At 76.3% G+C, this 14,717-nt stretch carries 17 protein-coding genes; 13 read left to right on the forward strand and 4 right to left on the reverse strand.

The window, feature by feature from the left end; translation table 11 throughout:
- Nucleotides 1-452 precede the first annotated feature (452 nt).
- The gene (locus BMY04_RS22775) at nucleotides 453-701 is read left to right on the forward strand and encodes a hypothetical protein (RefSeq protein WP_091180823.1); all 249 of its coding nucleotides are present in this window, start codon (nucleotides 453-455) and stop codon (nucleotides 699-701) included.
- A 23-nt stretch (nucleotides 702-724) separates the two neighbouring features.
- Complete coding sequence (locus BMY04_RS22780) at nucleotides 725-898, forward strand: hypothetical protein (protein ID WP_170854110.1); 174 nt, start codon at nucleotides 725-727, stop codon at nucleotides 896-898.
- 35 nt (nucleotides 899-933) lie between these two features.
- Here BMY04_RS22780 and BMY04_RS12515 read toward each other — a convergent pair whose 3' ends face one another.
- Nucleotides 934-1,368, reverse strand: a complete 435-nt coding sequence (locus BMY04_RS12515; RefSeq protein ID WP_091180827.1) for a hypothetical protein — start codon at nucleotides 1,366-1,368, stop codon at nucleotides 934-936.
- A gap of 1 nt (nucleotide 1,369) precedes the next feature.
- Nucleotides 1,370-2,368 carry a LacI family DNA-binding transcriptional regulator gene (locus tag BMY04_RS12520; RefSeq protein WP_198410127.1) on the reverse strand — a complete coding sequence of 333 codons (999 nt, stop codon included), beginning with the start codon at nucleotides 2,366-2,368 and terminating at the stop codon, nucleotides 1,370-1,372.
- A gap of 162 nt (nucleotides 2,369-2,530) precedes the next feature.
- Here BMY04_RS12520 and BMY04_RS12525 point away from each other — a divergent pair, with 162 nt between their 5' ends.
- Both BMY04_RS12525 and BMY04_RS12530 read left to right on the forward strand, forming a co-directional pair.
- The gene (locus BMY04_RS12525) at nucleotides 2,531-3,565 is read left to right on the forward strand and encodes a Gfo/Idh/MocA family oxidoreductase (RefSeq protein ID WP_091180833.1); all 1,035 of its coding nucleotides are present in this window, start codon (nucleotides 2,531-2,533) and stop codon (nucleotides 3,563-3,565) included.
- Complete coding sequence (locus tag BMY04_RS12530) at nucleotides 3,562-4,356, forward strand: TIM barrel protein (protein ID WP_091180836.1); 795 nt, start codon at nucleotides 3,562-3,564, stop codon at nucleotides 4,354-4,356. The genes BMY04_RS12525 and BMY04_RS12530 overlap by 4 nt, the downstream gene beginning before the upstream one ends.
- Before the next feature lie 28 nt (nucleotides 4,357-4,384).
- Here the strand turns inward: BMY04_RS12530 and BMY04_RS12535 are convergent, their stop codons facing one another.
- A complete protein-coding gene (locus tag BMY04_RS12535; protein ID WP_198410128.1) occupies nucleotides 4,385-4,834 on the reverse strand; it encodes a BLUF domain-containing protein in 450 nt (149 codons plus the stop codon).
- A 69-nt stretch (nucleotides 4,835-4,903) separates the two neighbouring features.
- Here BMY04_RS12535 and BMY04_RS12540 point away from each other — a divergent pair, with 69 nt between their 5' ends.
- The 6 genes from BMY04_RS12540 (at nucleotide 4,904) to BMY04_RS12565 (ending at nucleotide 10,644) form a co-directional block, all read left to right on the forward strand.
- Complete coding sequence (locus tag BMY04_RS12540) at nucleotides 4,904-5,407, forward strand: DinB family protein (protein WP_091180841.1); 504 nt, start codon at nucleotides 4,904-4,906, stop codon at nucleotides 5,405-5,407.
- A gap of 141 nt (nucleotides 5,408-5,548) precedes the next feature.
- Complete coding sequence (locus BMY04_RS12545; protein WP_091180844.1) at nucleotides 5,549-6,859, forward strand: glycosyltransferase; 1,311 nt, start codon at nucleotides 5,549-5,551, stop codon at nucleotides 6,857-6,859.
- Nucleotides 6,834-8,201, forward strand: a complete 1,368-nt coding sequence (locus BMY04_RS12550; protein WP_139209841.1) for an MFS transporter — start codon at nucleotides 6,834-6,836, stop codon at nucleotides 8,199-8,201. The genes BMY04_RS12545 and BMY04_RS12550 overlap by 26 nt, the downstream gene beginning before the upstream one ends.
- A 7-nt stretch (nucleotides 8,202-8,208) precedes the next feature.
- Nucleotides 8,209-9,090, forward strand: a complete 882-nt coding sequence (locus BMY04_RS12555; protein WP_091180849.1) for a glycosyltransferase family 2 protein — start codon at nucleotides 8,209-8,211, stop codon at nucleotides 9,088-9,090.
- A gap of 98 nt (nucleotides 9,091-9,188) precedes the next feature.
- Complete coding sequence (locus tag BMY04_RS12560; protein ID WP_198410130.1) at nucleotides 9,189-10,208, forward strand: SDR family NAD(P)-dependent oxidoreductase; 1,020 nt, start codon at nucleotides 9,189-9,191, stop codon at nucleotides 10,206-10,208.
- 91 nt (nucleotides 10,209-10,299) lie between these two features.
- Nucleotides 10,300-10,644, forward strand: coding sequence for a VOC family protein (locus BMY04_RS12565; protein ID WP_198410131.1), 345 nt, complete (start codon nucleotides 10,300-10,302; stop codon nucleotides 10,642-10,644).
- Here the strand turns inward: BMY04_RS12565 and BMY04_RS12570 are convergent.
- Nucleotides 10,641-11,645 carry an ArsR/SmtB family transcription factor gene (locus BMY04_RS12570; RefSeq protein ID WP_198410132.1) on the reverse strand — a complete coding sequence of 335 codons (1,005 nt, stop codon included), beginning with the start codon at nucleotides 11,643-11,645 and terminating at the stop codon, nucleotides 10,641-10,643. The two genes, BMY04_RS12565 and BMY04_RS12570, sit on opposite strands and share 4 nt — an antisense overlap.
- Nucleotides 11,646-11,768: 123 nt before the next feature.
- On the opposite strand from BMY04_RS12570, the gene BMY04_RS12575 reads away from it, so the two are divergent.
- From BMY04_RS12575 to BMY04_RS12585, 3 genes are read left to right on the forward strand one after another with little or no spacing between them, the layout of a single operon-like run.
- Nucleotides 11,769-13,055, forward strand: a complete 1,287-nt coding sequence (locus tag BMY04_RS12575; RefSeq protein WP_091180854.1) for an MFS transporter — start codon at nucleotides 11,769-11,771, stop codon at nucleotides 13,053-13,055.
- A 4-nt stretch (nucleotides 13,056-13,059) separates the two neighbouring features.
- The gene (locus BMY04_RS12580; RefSeq protein WP_091180859.1) at nucleotides 13,060-13,431 is read left to right on the forward strand and encodes a VOC family protein; all 372 of its coding nucleotides are present in this window, start codon (nucleotides 13,060-13,062) and stop codon (nucleotides 13,429-13,431) included.
- A gap of 51 nt (nucleotides 13,432-13,482) precedes the next feature.
- Complete coding sequence (locus tag BMY04_RS12585; protein WP_091180862.1) at nucleotides 13,483-14,664, forward strand: zinc-dependent alcohol dehydrogenase; 1,182 nt, start codon at nucleotides 13,483-13,485, stop codon at nucleotides 14,662-14,664.
- The last annotated feature ends 53 nt before the right edge of the window (nucleotides 14,665-14,717 follow it).

Consider the following 14,717-nt stretch of genomic DNA (forward strand, 5'->3'; position numbering starts at 1 on the left):
GCGGCACTGCCGGGTGCGGCACTGCCGGGTGCGGCACTGCCGGGTGCGGCACTGCCGGGTGCGGCACTGCCGGGTGCGGCACTGCCGGGTGCGGCGCTGCTGGGTGCGGCACTGCTGGGTGGGCACTGCGGGGGGAGGGGTGACTGCCGGGTGCGGGGTGACTGCCGGGTGCGGGGTGACTGCCGGGGTGCGGGGCGACCGCAAGGTGCGGCGGCGCGACCGGCCGCGGCCCAAGAGCGCGTGCTGGGCGCGACCGCGTGCTGGGCGCGGCCGCGTGCTCGGCGCGGCCGCGTGCGGCTCTGCAAGTCGTCGGAGCTCGGCCGAACCAGTGCGTCGGAGCGAGGAGCCGAGGTGCACGAGTGCGCCCGCCGACGCGCCGGCCAGCGCAGCCGTAGTGGCAACCAACCGTCCACGAGAACCCTTATCGAACGGACGTTCGATAAGGTGCAGCAGTGGCGTTCCACCCGCACGAGCCCGGCGCTCGGCACGTGTGGGTCCAGACCACCGGTGAGCACGGGCCTCCCGTCGCCGGCGTGGTCCTGCAGTGGCAGCTCGCGCCGATCCACAACGCCGGCGGCTCGCCCTGGCAGGCGCTGGTGGCCACGACGCCCTTCGCCGACGCGCTGGTGATCAGCTGGGTCGACGCCAACCGCCTCGTCCCCCTGCGCGACCCGTCGCCCGCTCCCCCAGCCGTCACGTGACCCCTGAACCGACACGGCGGCACGTGTGGGTCGACTGCAGCGGCGGCTACCGGTGCCCCGGGCTCGTGATGGCCTGGCGCCGGGCCGCCGACGGGTGGGAGGCCCAGGTCGCGGTGGTCCGCGGCAAGACCGTGGTCGTGCAGTGGGCACCGGCCGCGGCGCTGCACCTGGTCACCGACGACGGGCTGGACCGCTAGCCACGGGCCGACGGGCCTGGTGCGGCCCGCACGGGTCAGAACCCGGCGGCGTGCACGACGGCGGCCACGAGGGCGGCCAGCGCCGCCGCCGTGCGGACGCGGTCGGCGCGGGTGAGCGCGGTGAGCAGCGCAGCATCCGGCCCGTGGCGGCCCAGCCGACCGTGCAGCGGCGCGGCGCGCAGGGCGGTGACGAGGACGGCGACGGCGCTGGCCGCCGCGGCGACCCAGACGGCCACCGCACCGGGGGCCGTCACCAGCGCGCCCAGGCACGTGACCACGACCGTCCCGTACACGAGGGCGACGAGCGGGACGATCCGCCGCGAGTGCAGCGCGTGCGCCCGGGCGAAGCGGGTCTCCTCGACCTCGACCAGCGCCGGGTAGGTCAGCGCCGTCACGGTGAGCTGGAAGCCGGCGTGCAGCGCCGTGGCCGCGACCAGGAGGGCCGCCCAGAGCACGACCCCGACGCCCATGTCAGCGCCCACCCGGCGGCGGCCCGGTGCTGCCGCGCACGACGAGGCTGGGCGCGACGAGGTCCTCGCGGCCGACGAGGTCGGGCTCGTCGACCCGCTCGACGGCCCGCCGGACCGCGAGCCCGGCCAGGGCGTCGACGTCCTGGCGAACCGTCGTGAGCCGCGCCCAGCGCGCACGGGCGAGGCGGCTGTCGTCGTAGCCGACCACGCTCACGTCCGCCGGCCAGCGCCGACCGGCCTGCTGGAGCACGTCGAGCACCCCGGCGGCGGACTGGTCGTTGAACACCGCCAGCCCGGTGGGCAGCGCCGGGCGGGCCAGGAGCAGCTCGCCCGCGGCGGCGCCGTCCTCCTCGGTGAGCCCGCCGGGCACGACGTCGACCGACACCCCCGCAGCGACGACCGCCTCGCCGAACCCCCGCCGCCGCTCCTCGGCGCCGGCGGCCCTTGCGCCGTCGACGTGGACGAGCCGGGTGTGGCCGAGGTCGAGCAGGTGCCGGGCCGCGAGCGCCGCGCCCGCCGCGTCGTCGGTCCGCACGACGTCCACGCCGGCGGCGCCGGTCGCCCGCGCGACGACGACCGTCGGGACCGACGCGGCGAGGTCGACCAGGGCCGGCTCCGTCAGGGCGCTGCCGAGCAGCAGCAGTGCGTCGCAGCGCAGCGCGAGCAGGTCGCCGACGGCCTCGCCCTCGTCGCGTCCCGGGCTCGTACCGCTCAGCGCGAGCTCCTGGCCGTGCGCGGCGGCGGACCGGTAGAGCGCGGCGAGCAGCTCCGCGTGGAACTCGTGCCCGAGCGCGAACACCACCCCGAGCACCTGCGTCCGCCGCCGGCTGAGCAGCCGGGCGCGGCGGTCGGGCCGGTAGCCGAGGTCCTCCGCGGCCGCCCGGACCCGCTCCCGCGTCTCGACGCTTGCGCCGGGCACGTCACGGAACACGATCGAGACCAGCGCCCGGGAGACGCCCGCGCGCTCGGCGACGTCGCTCATCGTCGGCCGAACGGTCACGGCGCCACCCTAGGGCGGACGCCGGGGCGAAGCGCCCACCGAACTTCTGCCACCGCATCCACCCCTGAGGTGGACAGGGGCGCAGAAGTTCGTCCGGTTGACCGGAACCTGCCTCCGGCGGTAGAACTAGCGCGCTCTAGTTCCCCGTCTGAGGAGTTCGCGATGCCGCTGCCCCCGCCCCTCCGCCTCGGCCTCGTCGGCACCGGCCGCATCGGCACCGCCCACGCGCGCACCATCGCCGAGCGCGTGCCCGGCGCCGTCCTCGCCGCCGTCGCCGACGTCCGCGCCGGTGCCGCCGGACCGCTCGCCGACACCTACGGCGCCGTCGCCTTCGACGACCCGCAGGCGCTGATCGACTCCCCTGACGTCGACGCCGTCGTCATCACCGCGAGCTCGACGGCGCACTCCGACCTGATCGTGGCCGTCGCCGGGGCGGGCAAGCCGGCCTTCTGCGAGAAGCCCGCCTCGATGACCCTCGCCGAGATGGACCGGGCGCTGGCCGCGGTGGACGCGGCGGGCACGACGCTGCAGGTCGGGTTCAACCGCCGCTTCGACGCGGGGTTCGCCGCCGCGCACGCCGCCGTCGTCGCCGGCGAGGTCGGGCAGGTCCAGCTGATGCGCAGCCTGACGCGCGACCCCGGTCTCGCGAACCCGGCCGCCGTCCCGCCGTGGACCGTCTTCACCCAGACGCTCATCCACGACTTCGACACGCTGCTCTGGCTCAACCCGGGCGCCAGCCCGGTCGAGGTGTACGCGACCGCCGACGCGCTCGTCGCGCCCGACTTCGCCGACGCCGGTCTCCTCGACACCGCCGTGGTCGTCATCACCTTCGACAACGGGGCGCGAGCGGTGGCCGAGGCGAGCTTCTCCGCGGCGTACGGCTACGACGTCAGGGCGGAGGTCTTCGGCTCCGCCGGCATGGTCACCGTCGGCGACGGCGCCCTGACGACCGCCCGCGTCTCGACCAGCGCCGGCCGCCGCGCCGACACCGCCCGCGGCGACGTCGAGCTCATGGGCGACGCGTACGCCGGCGAGCTCCGCGAGCTCGTGGCTGCGGTCCGCGAGGACCGGCAGCCGAGCGTGACCGGCCACGACGCCCGGCGAGCCCTCGCGGTCGCACTGGCCTGCGTCGAGTCGGTCAAGGCCCACGCACCCGTCACGGTGACGCAGGCGCAGGCCCGGGCGGTCGCCGCATGAGCGGCCCGTTCACCCTGACCGTCTGCGCGGAGATGGTCTTCACCGACCTTCCGCTGCTCGAACGGGTCCGCCGCATCGACGCGCTCGGCTTCGGCGTCGAGATCTGGGACTGGACGGCCAAGGACGTGGACGCGCTGGCCGCCCTCGCCGACGCGGGCGTGTCCTTCTCGTCGATGACCGGCTACGTCCGCGGGACCCTCACCGACCCCGAGGGCGCCGACGAGCTGCTGCGCACCGCGGCCGCGTCGATCCCCGTGGCGCAGCGCCTCGGCATCGGTCGTCTGAACCTGCACGGCACCGGCCTCGGCGAGGGTGGTCTGCCGGTGCAGCCGATCGCGACCGTGACCGGGCCCATGTGGGTGGCCGCGGTCGACACGCTGCGCCGCGTGGCCGCGCTCGGCGAGGAGCACGGCGTCGTCTTCTGCCTGGAGAACCTCAACACCGCCGTCGACCACCCCGGCGTGCCCTTCGCGAGGGCCGAGGACACCCTCGCCCTCGTCGAGGCCGTCGGCAGCCCGCACCTGCGGATGATGCTCGACCTCTACCACGCCCAGATCGGCGAGGGGAACCTCGTCGAGCTCTGCCGGCGGGCGGGCGACGCGATCGGCGAGATCCAGGTGGCCGACGTCCCCGGGCGCTGCGAGCCGGGCACCGGCGAGATCAGCTACCCCGCCGTCGCCAGGGCCCTGGCGGCGATGGGCTACGACGGCGTGGTCGGCCTCGAGGCGTACGCGGCCGACGGCGACAGCGAGCGCGCCCTGCGGCGCTTCCGCGAGGCGTTCACGGTCTGATCCCCCGTGCGGCGGCACGCCGGCCGGGTCAGGGCAGGCCGAGCACCCGGTTGGGGTGCACGGTCGGCCACCCGTTCGGCCCGGACGGCCGCATGCGGTCGAGCAGCGCGACGGCCGCCCACGGAGCCTTCTCGAGCGCCTCGTCGAACAGCGCGGTGTAGCCGGGCTCGGCGATCGGCTCGGTCACGAGGTCGCGGAACGCCATCGTCCAGCTCGGGAACTGGCGCAGCAGCCGGTGCCGCTCGGCGAGCGTCGTCACCGCGTGGTGGCGCGGGTCCTCCGCGATCGTCGCGAAGAGGTCGAGCACCTCGGCCCGGGAACCCTCCAGCAGCTGGAAGAAGCGGCCCTCGGAGCAGAGCAGCATCCCGGTGACGCCCCGCTCGGTGTTGTTGCTCCGGGACTGGCGCAGCAGGGCCAGCAGCGCGTCCCGGTCGAGGGACCGGGAGGCCACGCTGCCGTACGCGAGCTGGAACACCACGTGCGCAGCGTAGGGCTCCGCGCGCCGTTCGGCAGGGGTTCGCCGATCATGGGCTGCGATCATGTCGCCATGACGCGAACCGACCTTCCCTCGAGCTGGGACGAGCGCGCGACGCTGCTGGCGATGCTGCAGTACACGCGCGACACGGCCGCCGAGAAGTGCCGCGGGCTGGACGACGCGGGCGCGCACGCCGCTCCCCTGCCGGGCTCTCCCCTGATGAGCATCGGCGGGGTGGTGAACCACCTGCGCTGGGTCGAGCACTCCTGGATCGAGAACCGCTTCGTCGACGGTCCGGACCTCGGCCCCTGGACCGACGAGTCGCCGGACCAGGAGTTCGTCGACGGCGGCCGGCTGCCCCTGACCGAGGTGCTCGAGGGGTGGGTCGAGCAGGCCCGCCGGACGGACGCGCTGGTGGCCGACCTCGACCTCGACGACCTGTCCGCGACGCCGCTCCGCTCCGGCGAGCGCCCCACGCTGCGCTGGGTGCTGCTGCACCTCGTGGAGGAGAACGCCCGCCACAACGGGCACCTCGACCTCTTGCGGGAGCTCCACGACGGCACCACCGGCGACTGAGGGTCCGCTGAGCAGGTGAGCAGTCGCACGCGCGCGGCTCCGGGACGGCGCCGCCGCGCTGGGTAAGTTCGGGGTGGAGCCCGAGCACCCGACGTCCGTCGGCGGTCCGGGCCGGCGACGGACAGGGGTGCACGACAACCGATGACGAAGGTCCTGCTGCTCAGCAGCCCGATCTTCGGGCACGTCTCGCCGGTCCTCACGCTCGGTCGCGGGCTGCGTCGTCGCGGCCACGAGGCCACCCTCCTGTCGGGCAGCAAGTACGCCGCCTCCGCCGCTGGCGCGGGCCTGGACTTCCTGCCCCTGCCGCCCGAGGTCGACTACGACGACGCCGACCTCGAGTCCTGGCTGCCGCGCCGCCGGCACCGCTCCCGGATCGCAGCCGGGCGCTACGACATCACCGGCATGTTCGTCCGCCCCCTCGCCGCCCAGCACCGCGCCCTCACCGAGGCCCTCGCGGCGACGGCGTACGACGTGGTGGTCGCCGACACCGCGTTCCTCGGCGTGCTGCCGCTGCTCACCAGAGGCGCCGACCGTCCGCCCGTGCTCGGCGTGTCGATCACCCCGCTGGCCCTGACGAGCCCGGACTGCGCGCCCTTCGGCTCGGGCATGGCCCCGGGGCGGAGCGCCGCCGCGCGGCTGCGCAACCGGCAGATCTACTGGCTGCTGCGCCACGGCCCGCTGCGCCCCCTGCAGGTCGCGCTCGACGCCCAGCTCGCGGAGCTCGGGCAGCCGCCGTGCCCCGTCGGCTACTTCGACGTGGCCGCGCTGTTCGACACGACGTTCCACCTGTCGGTGCCGGGGCTGGAGTACCCGCGCCGCGACCTGCCGTCGTCGATCGTCTTCGCCGGGCCGCTCGCCGCCGACCGGCCCGATGTCGATCCCGCGGCCTGGACGCCGCCGCCCGGCGACGCGCCGCTGGTGCACGTCACGCAGGGCACGTTCGCCAACGCCGACCTCACCGACCTGCTCGTGCCGACCCTGCGGGCACTGGCCGACGAGCCGGTCCGGGTCGTCGCGACCACCGGCGGCCGGCCGGTCGCCGAGGTGCGCGCGCTGCTGGGCGGCGTCCTGCCCGCCAACGCGCAGGTGGCCGAGCTGGTCCCCTACGCCGACCTGCTCCCGCGCACCGACGTGGTGGTCACCAACGGCGGCTGGGGCGGGGTGCAGCAGGCCCTGACCCAGGGCGTGCCCGTCGTCGTCGCGGGCGCCAGCGAGGAGAAGCCCGAGGTCGCGGCGCGGGCGGCCTGGTCCGGCGCCGGCCTCGACCTGCGGACCGGGCGTCCCTCCGAGCGCCGGATCCGCGGTGCGGTGCGCGACGCGCTGCGCCGGCCGCGCTACCGCGAGGCGGCGGGCCGCCTGCGCGCCGAGCTGGCGGCCATGCCCGACCCCGTCGACGTCGTGGCGGCCGCGGTCGCGGAGGGTGCCCGTGTCCCGGCCGTCCGGAACCGCTGAGCACGACGAGCACGTCGAGCACGGCGGGAGCGCCGACGACGCGCGGTCCCGCGGGCTCGCGCGGCTCGGCCTGAACCGTCGCGGCGCGGTGCTGCTGGTCGGCATGAGCGCGGCGCTGCTGGCCTCCGAGCTCGCCGAGACCGTCGTGGCGACCGCGCTGCCCACGATCGCCGCCGACCTCGGCGACCTGCGCCTGCTCGCCCTCGTCACCACCGGCTACCTGGTCGCGAGCACGGCGGTGCTGCCCGCGTACGGGTGGCTGAGCGACCGCTTCGGGCGGCGGCGGCTGTTCGTGGTCGCGGTGGCGCTGTTCCTGCTCGGCTCGGTGCTCGGCGCGCTGGCGCCGGGCGCGTGGACGCTCGTCGGGGCCCGGCTCGTCCAGGGCTGCGGCGCGGGCGGGCTGCTGGTGCTGGTCCAGGCCGAGGTGGCCGTGCTCGTGCCGCTGCGGCAACGGGCGGCGGTGATGAGCGGCGTCGGCGCGGTGTTCGCCTCGGCGGTGGTCCTGGGCCCGCCGCTCGGCGGCTGGCTCGCCGCCGGGCCCGGCTGGCGGTGGGCCTTCTGGCTGAACCTCCCCCTCGCCCTCGCCGCCGTCGTCGCCGCGGTGGCGCTGATGCCGGACGACCGGCCGGGTCCCCGCCAGGCCCGCCCGCACTCCCCGCTGACCGTCTTCCGGCGGCGGCAGGTGCGCCTCGCCACCACCGGCGGGCTGCTGCTCGGGGCGTCGTCCTTCGGGATGCTCGTCTACCTGCCGACCTACCTGCAGCTGGTGCTCGGCCTCGACCCGGCCATGGCCGGGGTGCTGATGCTGGCGCTGTTCGGCGGGCTCGGGATCCTCACCGTCGCCGCCGCCCAGGTCGTGCGGCGCGGCGGGCCGGTGCGCGCCCTGCTCGTCGTCGGCGCGCTCGCGGTCGCCACGGGACTGGTCCTGCTGGCCGCCCTCGAACCCACCCTGGTCAGCGTCGTCCCGGCACTCGTCCTGCTCGGCGCCGGCATCGGCTGCGTCTGGGAGGTCGTCGTCGTGGTCGTGCAGGCCGGCGTGGCCGAGGCCGAGGTCGGCACCGCGACCGGCGCGAACAACCTGCTGCGCGAGGTCGGCGTCGTCGTCGGGACCGGCGCGGTCGGCGCGTGGGTGACCCGGCGCCTCGCGCTCGGCGGCGACGTGGGAGGCGCGCCGCTGGCCTCCTGGGGACCCGAACGTCTCGCCCACGCCGCCGCGGCCGACCGGGCGGCGGTGGCGGCGGCGTACGCGGACGCCTTCGGTCCCGCCTTCTGGGCGCTGGTGCCGGTGGCCCTGCTCGCCGCCGTCACCTTCTCCCTCCTGCGCCGCTGGTCGAGCCCGTGAGCGCGCCGTGATCGCGACCGGGCCGGGGGCTCCGGCGACCAGGGACCTGCGCTTCAGCGTGGTGGTGCCGGCGCACGACGAGGCGGCCGACCTCGGCGCCGCGCTCGACGCGCTGCTCGCCCAGGACGTCGACGCCGCGTACGAGGTGCTCGTGGTCGACAACGCCAGCACCGACGCCACCGCGGAGGTGGCGCGCAGCCTCGGGGTCCGGGTCGTGGCCGAACCGCGGCTCGGCGTGTGCCAGGCCCGCCAGACCGGCGTCGAGGCGGCGCGCGGCGAGCTGATCGCCTCCACCGACGCCGACTCCGTGGTGCCGACGGACTGGCTGCGGCGCCTGGACGCGCGGTTCCGGGCCGATCCCGGTCTCGTCGCGGTCGCCGGGCCCTGCCGCTACGCCGACCCGCCGTGGTGGGCCGCGGTGTTCCCGCCCGCCTTCTTCGTCGTGGTCGGTCGCCTGCACGCGACGACGGGCCGCCTGATCTACCTCACGGCCACCAACGTGGCCTTCCGCCGCGAGGGCTTCCCCGGCTACGACGTGCGCCTGACGCAGGGCGGCGACGAGGTCGACCTGCGCCGGCGCCTGCAGGCCTGGGGGCGGGTGGCGTGGGACGGCGGAACCGTCGTCGACACCTCGTCGCGGCGCATGGACTTCGGCCTGGCCCACACCGTCGTCGTGTCGTTCGGCTACCACTACGGGCTCAACTACGCCCTCGGCCGGCTGCTGCGACGGCGCGTCCTGGGGCCCGCCCCGGCCGTCCGGGCGGACGAGGCCCGCGTCGCGCGCCGGTGGCGCCGCGGCTGGCGGGCCGTGCTGCTGACCGCCACGGCGGCGCTGGTCGTCCGGGCCGTCCGACGTCGCCGGGACCAGGACGAGGGCCGCCGCGGGTAAGGAGTCTCTGAGGAAGCCCGCTCCCCGCGTCCGGACGCCCCCCGACCGCAGACTCGAAGGGTGTGGACGCAGACGAAGGAGACCAGCGTGCAGGTGACGTGGCGGCACGACCCGGCAGCAGCCCGGCCCGGGGCGGTGCGGGCGTGACCGGCGCACCGTCGGGCAGCAAGCCGCTGGCCCTCGTCGTCGGCGGCTCGCGCGGGCTGGGCTTCGCGGCCGCCCGTCAGCTGGCCGCCCGGGACCACCGGCTCGTGCTCGTCTCCCGCAACGCCGAGGACCTCGAGCGGGCCGCCGAGAAGCTGCGCCTCGAGGGCGCCGAGGTCGAGGTCGTGGCCTGCGACGTGCGCGACGCCGACGGCATCGCCGCGCTGGTCGAGGACGTCGAGACCCGGGTCGGGCCGGTGGAGGTGCTGCTGCACGTGGCCGGCGTCATCCAGGTCGGCCCGTTCGCCTCGCTCAGCCGCGACGACTTCCGCGAGGCGATCGACATCATGCTGTGGGGCCCGATCAACACCTCCCTCGTCGTCGCGCCGCGGATGGTCGAGCGCGGCCACGGCACGATCGGCATCATCACCTCGGTGGGCGGCATCATCGCCGCCCCGCACCTGCTCCCGTACAGCACGGCCAAGTTCGGGGCGACCGGCTTCGCCCGCGGCCTGCGCTCCGAGCTCGCGGGCACCGGCGTCACGGTGACCGCGGTCGAGCCGGGCCTGATGCGGACCGGCTCGCACCTCAACGCCCAGTTCGTCGGCGACCAGCCGCGCGAGTTCGCCTGGTTCTCGACGCTGGACAACATCCCGCTGATCTCGATGGACGCCGACAAGGCGGCGAGCCAGATCGTCGACGCCGTCCTCGACGGGCGGGCGGTCGTGCAGCCGACGCCGATGGCCAAGCTGGCCGGCCGCGTCGACGCGCTCGCCCCGCGCGCGACCGCGCTGATGCTGAGCACCATGACGCGGCTGCTGCCCGGCGCGCCGCCTGCCCGGGAGTACGAGCGTGTCCCCGGCCACGTCGCGCAGGCGCGGATGCGACCGCGCGCCCGGTCGCGCATGGACCGGATCACCACGCTCGGGCGGCGGGCCGCCGGCCGGCTCAACCAGAGCTTCCGCACCGACTGAGGGCGGCGCCCGTGGCCGGGTGCCGATGAGTTCGCCGCACCGGGCTGGTCCCACCGGCATGACGAACGCGAAGACGACGAGGGTGCTCAGCGTGTCGGTCCCGGTCACCGACCCGGACGCGGCGCTGCGGTTCTGGACCGAGGTGCTGGGCTGCGAGCTCGTGTTCGACGGTGAGCCCGTGCCCGGCGTCCGGATGATCGAGGTCCGCCCGCCCGGGTCGACCGTGGGCGTCGTGCTGCTGCCGCCCGACAGCCCGATCCCCGTCGCGGTCCGGATGGGGACGGGTGACGCCGACGAGGCGTACGCGCGCGTCCGCGACGCCGGGGTCGCGCTGGACAACGACGAGGTGCTGCGCTGGCCGGGCGTGCCGCCGATGTTCGCGTTCCACGACCCGGAGGGCAACGCGCTGGTCTACCTCGAGGACACGGCCGGCTAGCGCGGGTCGCCGGCGGCGACGAGCGCGTCGCCGACCGGCGTGCGGCGGTAGAGCACGGAACGTCCGGCCCGCGCCCGCGTGACCACACCGGCGGCGAGCAGCGCGGCCAGGTGGTCCCCGACGCCGCCGACGCTCAGGCGCAGGGCGGCCACGAGCTGGGTCGTGCTCGCCGGCTCGTCGAGGGCGGCGAGCACGGCGGCGCGCGTCGGCCCGACCAGGCGGGCCAGCCCGTCCGCGGAACCCGCCCGCTGCGGGCTCCACAGCGCGGCCACCCCGCGGGCCGGGTAGATGAGCGTGGGCGGCCAGGGCAGGTCGACCCCGTAGGCGACGTTCGGCCACACGAACACCGACGGCATCAGCATCAGCCCCCGCCCGGCCAGGTCGACGACGCCACCGGACGCGCGGCCGCGCAGCTCGACGAAGCCGTCGTCGTAGCGCAGGTCCGGGTGGACGTCGGCCAGCGCGGCCGCCCACCCCTCTCGCGCCAGGCGGTCGGCCCGGTGCACGACGTCGCGCTCGAGGATGGCGCGCAGCTGCGGCCAGTCCGGCGCGAGCAGCAGCCGCCAGGCCACGGCCAGCACGTCGGCCACGTACGCGGGCAGGTCGTCGCGCTCGAGGACCGCGCGGACCCGGGGCGAGACGACCTTGCCGTGCTCCTCGCCCTCGCGCAGCGCCCGGCCGACCTCGTGGCGGGCCTGGTCGAGCGGCGTCGAGCGCACCGCGTCGAGCAGGTCCTCGACCGTCGTGTGGACGCCGACCGGCGGCGGGACGACGAAGTCCGCGCCGTAGCCCGGCGGCTGCAGGGCCAGCACGACGTCGACGTCGGCCTGCCGGCGCAGCTCCGCGAACCGTCCCCGGGCGCGCTCGAGCCAGGGCTGCGCCGGGCTGCCCCGCCGCGGGCCGGCCAGGGCGATGACCGCGTGCACGACCTCCCACAGCGGCGAGACCGCGAACCGGCTCTGCGCGAGGTCGTCCGGACCGACCCGGAGCCTCATCACCATCGCGAGCACCGGAGCGCGGAGGTCGGCACCGGGTGGACGGGCCGCTCCCCCGTCCGCCGAACGACCTTTCGCGCCACGCCGAAAGAGTAGCGACGTCGCCGGACGGGCCGCAGGCTCGACGACGTGACCGACGCTCCCCCCGCACCCACCCGTACGAGCCCGCCAGCGCTCGGCCCCGCGGGCCGCGCGCCCGCGCGCGGGGCGACCTACCGCGAGGTGTTCGAGGACCGGGAGATGCGGGTCCTGCTCGGCACCTTCCTGCTCCGCGCCCTGTCGACGACCACGGAGATCCTCGGCCTCTCGGTGCTCGTGCTCGCGACCACGGGCTCGGTGTTCTGGTCGGCGGTCGCGTACGGGGTCGGGTTCGCGCCGTACCTGCTCGGCGGCTCGCTGCTCACCTCGCTCGCCGACCGCCTCCCCGCCCGCGCCCTCGTGGTGGTCTCCCTCCTCGTCCGGGCCGTCCCCGGGCTGCTGATCGGCCTGCTCCACCTGCCGGTGGCGGCGATGCTCGCGCTCGTCTTCTGCGTCGGCGCCTTCGACCCGGTCGGGACCGCCGCCACGGGTCGCCTGACGCGCACGCTGCTGACCGGCGACCGCTTCGTCGTCGGCCGGTCGGTGCTGAGCGCGGTGGGCTCGGTCGCGCAGGTCGCCGGCCTCGCGCTGGGCGGCGTGCTCCTGCTCGCGCTCAGCCCGCGCGGGCTCCTGCTCGTCTCCGGCCTGGCCCTCGTGCTCGGCGCCCTCGTCGCCCGCCTCGGGCTGCGCCACCACCCCGTCGCGCACGCGCCGGCCACGGGCGGCGCGGTGCGCCAGACCCTGCGGGGCAACCGGCGCCTGCTCGCCGACCCCCGCGTCCGCGGGCTGCTGCTCGCCCAGTGGGTGCCGGCCTGGCTGGTGACCGGGGTCGAGGCCCTCGTCGTCGGGTACGTCGCCCACCGCGGCTGGCCCGCGAGCGGCGCCAGCCTGGTGCTCGCCGCGGTCCCCGTCGGGATGCTGGTCGGCGACCTGCTGGTGGGACGGGCCCTGCGCCCGTGGCGCCGCGAACAGCTGGCCTTCCCGCTGGCCCTGCTCGTCGGGCTCCCCCTGGTGCCCTGGGCGCTCGGCCTGCCGTACGCGGCGGTCGTCGGGCTCGGAGTCGCGTGCGGGCTGGGCTTCGCCTACCAGGTCGGGCTGCAGCGGCGGTTCGCCGAGTCGCTGCCCGAGGCCGACCAGGGCCTGGGCTTCGGGCTGCTGTCGAGCGGGCTGATGGGCGGCCAGGGTCTCGGCCCGGTCGCCGCCGGGGCGCTGGCCGCGACCCTCGGGCCGGCCGTCGCGGTCACCACGATGGGCGCCGTGGCCGTCGTCGCGGTGCTCGCCCTGCGCTCCACGCTGCGCCCTGACCTGGCCGACCAGCACCCGCAGGGCGCACGATGAGGCGGTGATCGGCCGGCCCCACCACGTCGCGTACGACTGCCCCGACCCGCTCGCCCTCGCGCGCTTCTACGCCGAGCTGCTCGGCCTGCCGGTCACGTACGTCTCGTCCGACTGGGTCGTGGTCGCGCGGAGCGAGCACGACTCCGGCTTCGCCTTCCAGCGCTCGCCCGGGCACCGCCCGCCGACCTGGCCCGATCGCGGGAGCTCGCAGCAGGTGCACCTGGACGTGATGGTCGACGACCTCGACACCGCGGACGCCGCCGTCGTGGCGCTGGGCGCGACGCGGCTGGCCGGCGGCGACCACGTCTACGCCGACCCGGCCGGGCACCCGTTCTGCCTGGTCCCCCGACCGGCCTGGGCGCCTCCGGTCGGCTGAGCCGCGCCTGGTACGAAGCAGGTAGCCCGTCCGTCGACCCCGAGGAGCACCGTGGTCCGCGCCGCCACCCTCGTCGCCCCCCGCACCATCGAGGTCCGGGACTACCCGGTGCCCGAGCACCTCGAGCCGGGAGCCGTGCTGCTCCGCATGATCGCCTCGGGCATCTGCGGCACCGACAAGCACACCTACCGCGGTGAGACCGTCCAGTACGCCGGCACGGCGATGGAGCGCCGCACGCCCTTCCCGATCATCCAGGGCCACGAGAACGTGGGCCGCGTCGAGGCGATCGGCGACGCAGGCGGACCGGTGCACGCGTACGACGGGACGCCGCTACGGGTCGGCGACCGGGTGGTCCCGGCGCCGAACGTCGCCTGCGGCCGCTGCCGCAACTGCCAGCGCCGCTTCCCCTACTACCTGTGCCGCAACCTCGAGAACTACGGCAACTCCATGACCTCCGCCGAGGCGCCGCACCTGTTCGGAGGGTGGTCGGAGCTGCTCCACCTCAAGCCGGGCACCGCCACCTTCCGGGTGCCGGAGGAGCTGCCGTCCGACGTCGCGGTGCTCACCGAGATCTTCGCCGTCACCCACAGCCTGGAGCGGGTCGCCGGGCACCGGCGCCCGGGCGGCTTCCGGCCCGGGGACACGGTCGCCGTGGTCGGGGTGGGTTCGCTGGGCATGGCGCACCTGGTCAAGGCCGCTCTGATGGGCGCCGGCCGGGTCGTGGCCGTCGACCGCTCCCCGCTGCGGCTCGACCTGGCCCGGCGGCTCGTGGGCGCCGACACGGTCCTGGTCGCCGACGAGGACGCGGGGCCGGCGGACGCGGCCCCGGCGACGCAGGAGCTGCTGGAGCTCACCCGCGGCGACGGCGCAGACGTCGTCGTGAACGCCACCGGCTTCCCGGGCTCGTTCGCGTCCGCCGTGGCGATGGTCAGGGACGCCGGGACGATCGTGGAGGTGGGTGCCTTCGTCGACATGGGCCCCGAGTCCTTCAACCCGGCCGTCGTCTGCGGGCGGAGCCTGACCATCACCGGGGTCGGCGGCGAGGACCTCACGGCCTACCCCGGGACCCTGGCGGTCCTGGCCCGGCACGCGCACGAGGTGCCGTTCGGGGCGATGGTCTCGCACGCCTTCGGCGTCGAGGACGCCGCGCTCGCGGTCGAGACCTCCCTCGACGCGGCGCACGCGACCAAGGTGGTGGTCACGGGATCGGCTGGCGAAGTCGTCCGCGGCTGACGACGGACCGGTGGGGCCCTAGGCTTCGGCGCACCTGCCGGGCGCCGCACGGG

The sequence above is a fragment of the Microlunatus flavus genome (assembly GCF_900110855.1).
GTDB lineage: Bacteria > Actinomycetota > Actinomycetes > Propionibacteriales > Propionibacteriaceae > Microlunatus > Microlunatus flavus.

Coding starts and splice junctions, on each gene's coding strand:
- BMY04_RS12515 (WP_091180827.1), bottom strand. CDS start 1,368: ATGGGCGTCGGGGTCGTGCTCTGGGCGGCCCTCCTGGTCGCGGCCACG.
- BMY04_RS12525 (WP_091180833.1), top strand. CDS start 2,531: ATGCCGCTGCCCCCGCCCCTCCGCCTCGGCCTCGTCGGCACCGGCCGC.
- BMY04_RS12530 (WP_091180836.1), top strand. CDS start 3,562: ATGAGCGGCCCGTTCACCCTGACCGTCTGCGCGGAGATGGTCTTCACC.
- BMY04_RS12540 (WP_091180841.1), top strand. CDS start 4,904: ATGACGCGAACCGACCTTCCCTCGAGCTGGGACGAGCGCGCGACGCTG.
- BMY04_RS12545 (WP_091180844.1), top strand. CDS start 5,549: ATGACGAAGGTCCTGCTGCTCAGCAGCCCGATCTTCGGGCACGTCTCG.
- BMY04_RS12570 (WP_198410132.1), bottom strand. CDS start 11,645: ATGGTGATGAGGCTCCGGGTCGGTCCGGACGACCTCGCGCAGAGCCGG.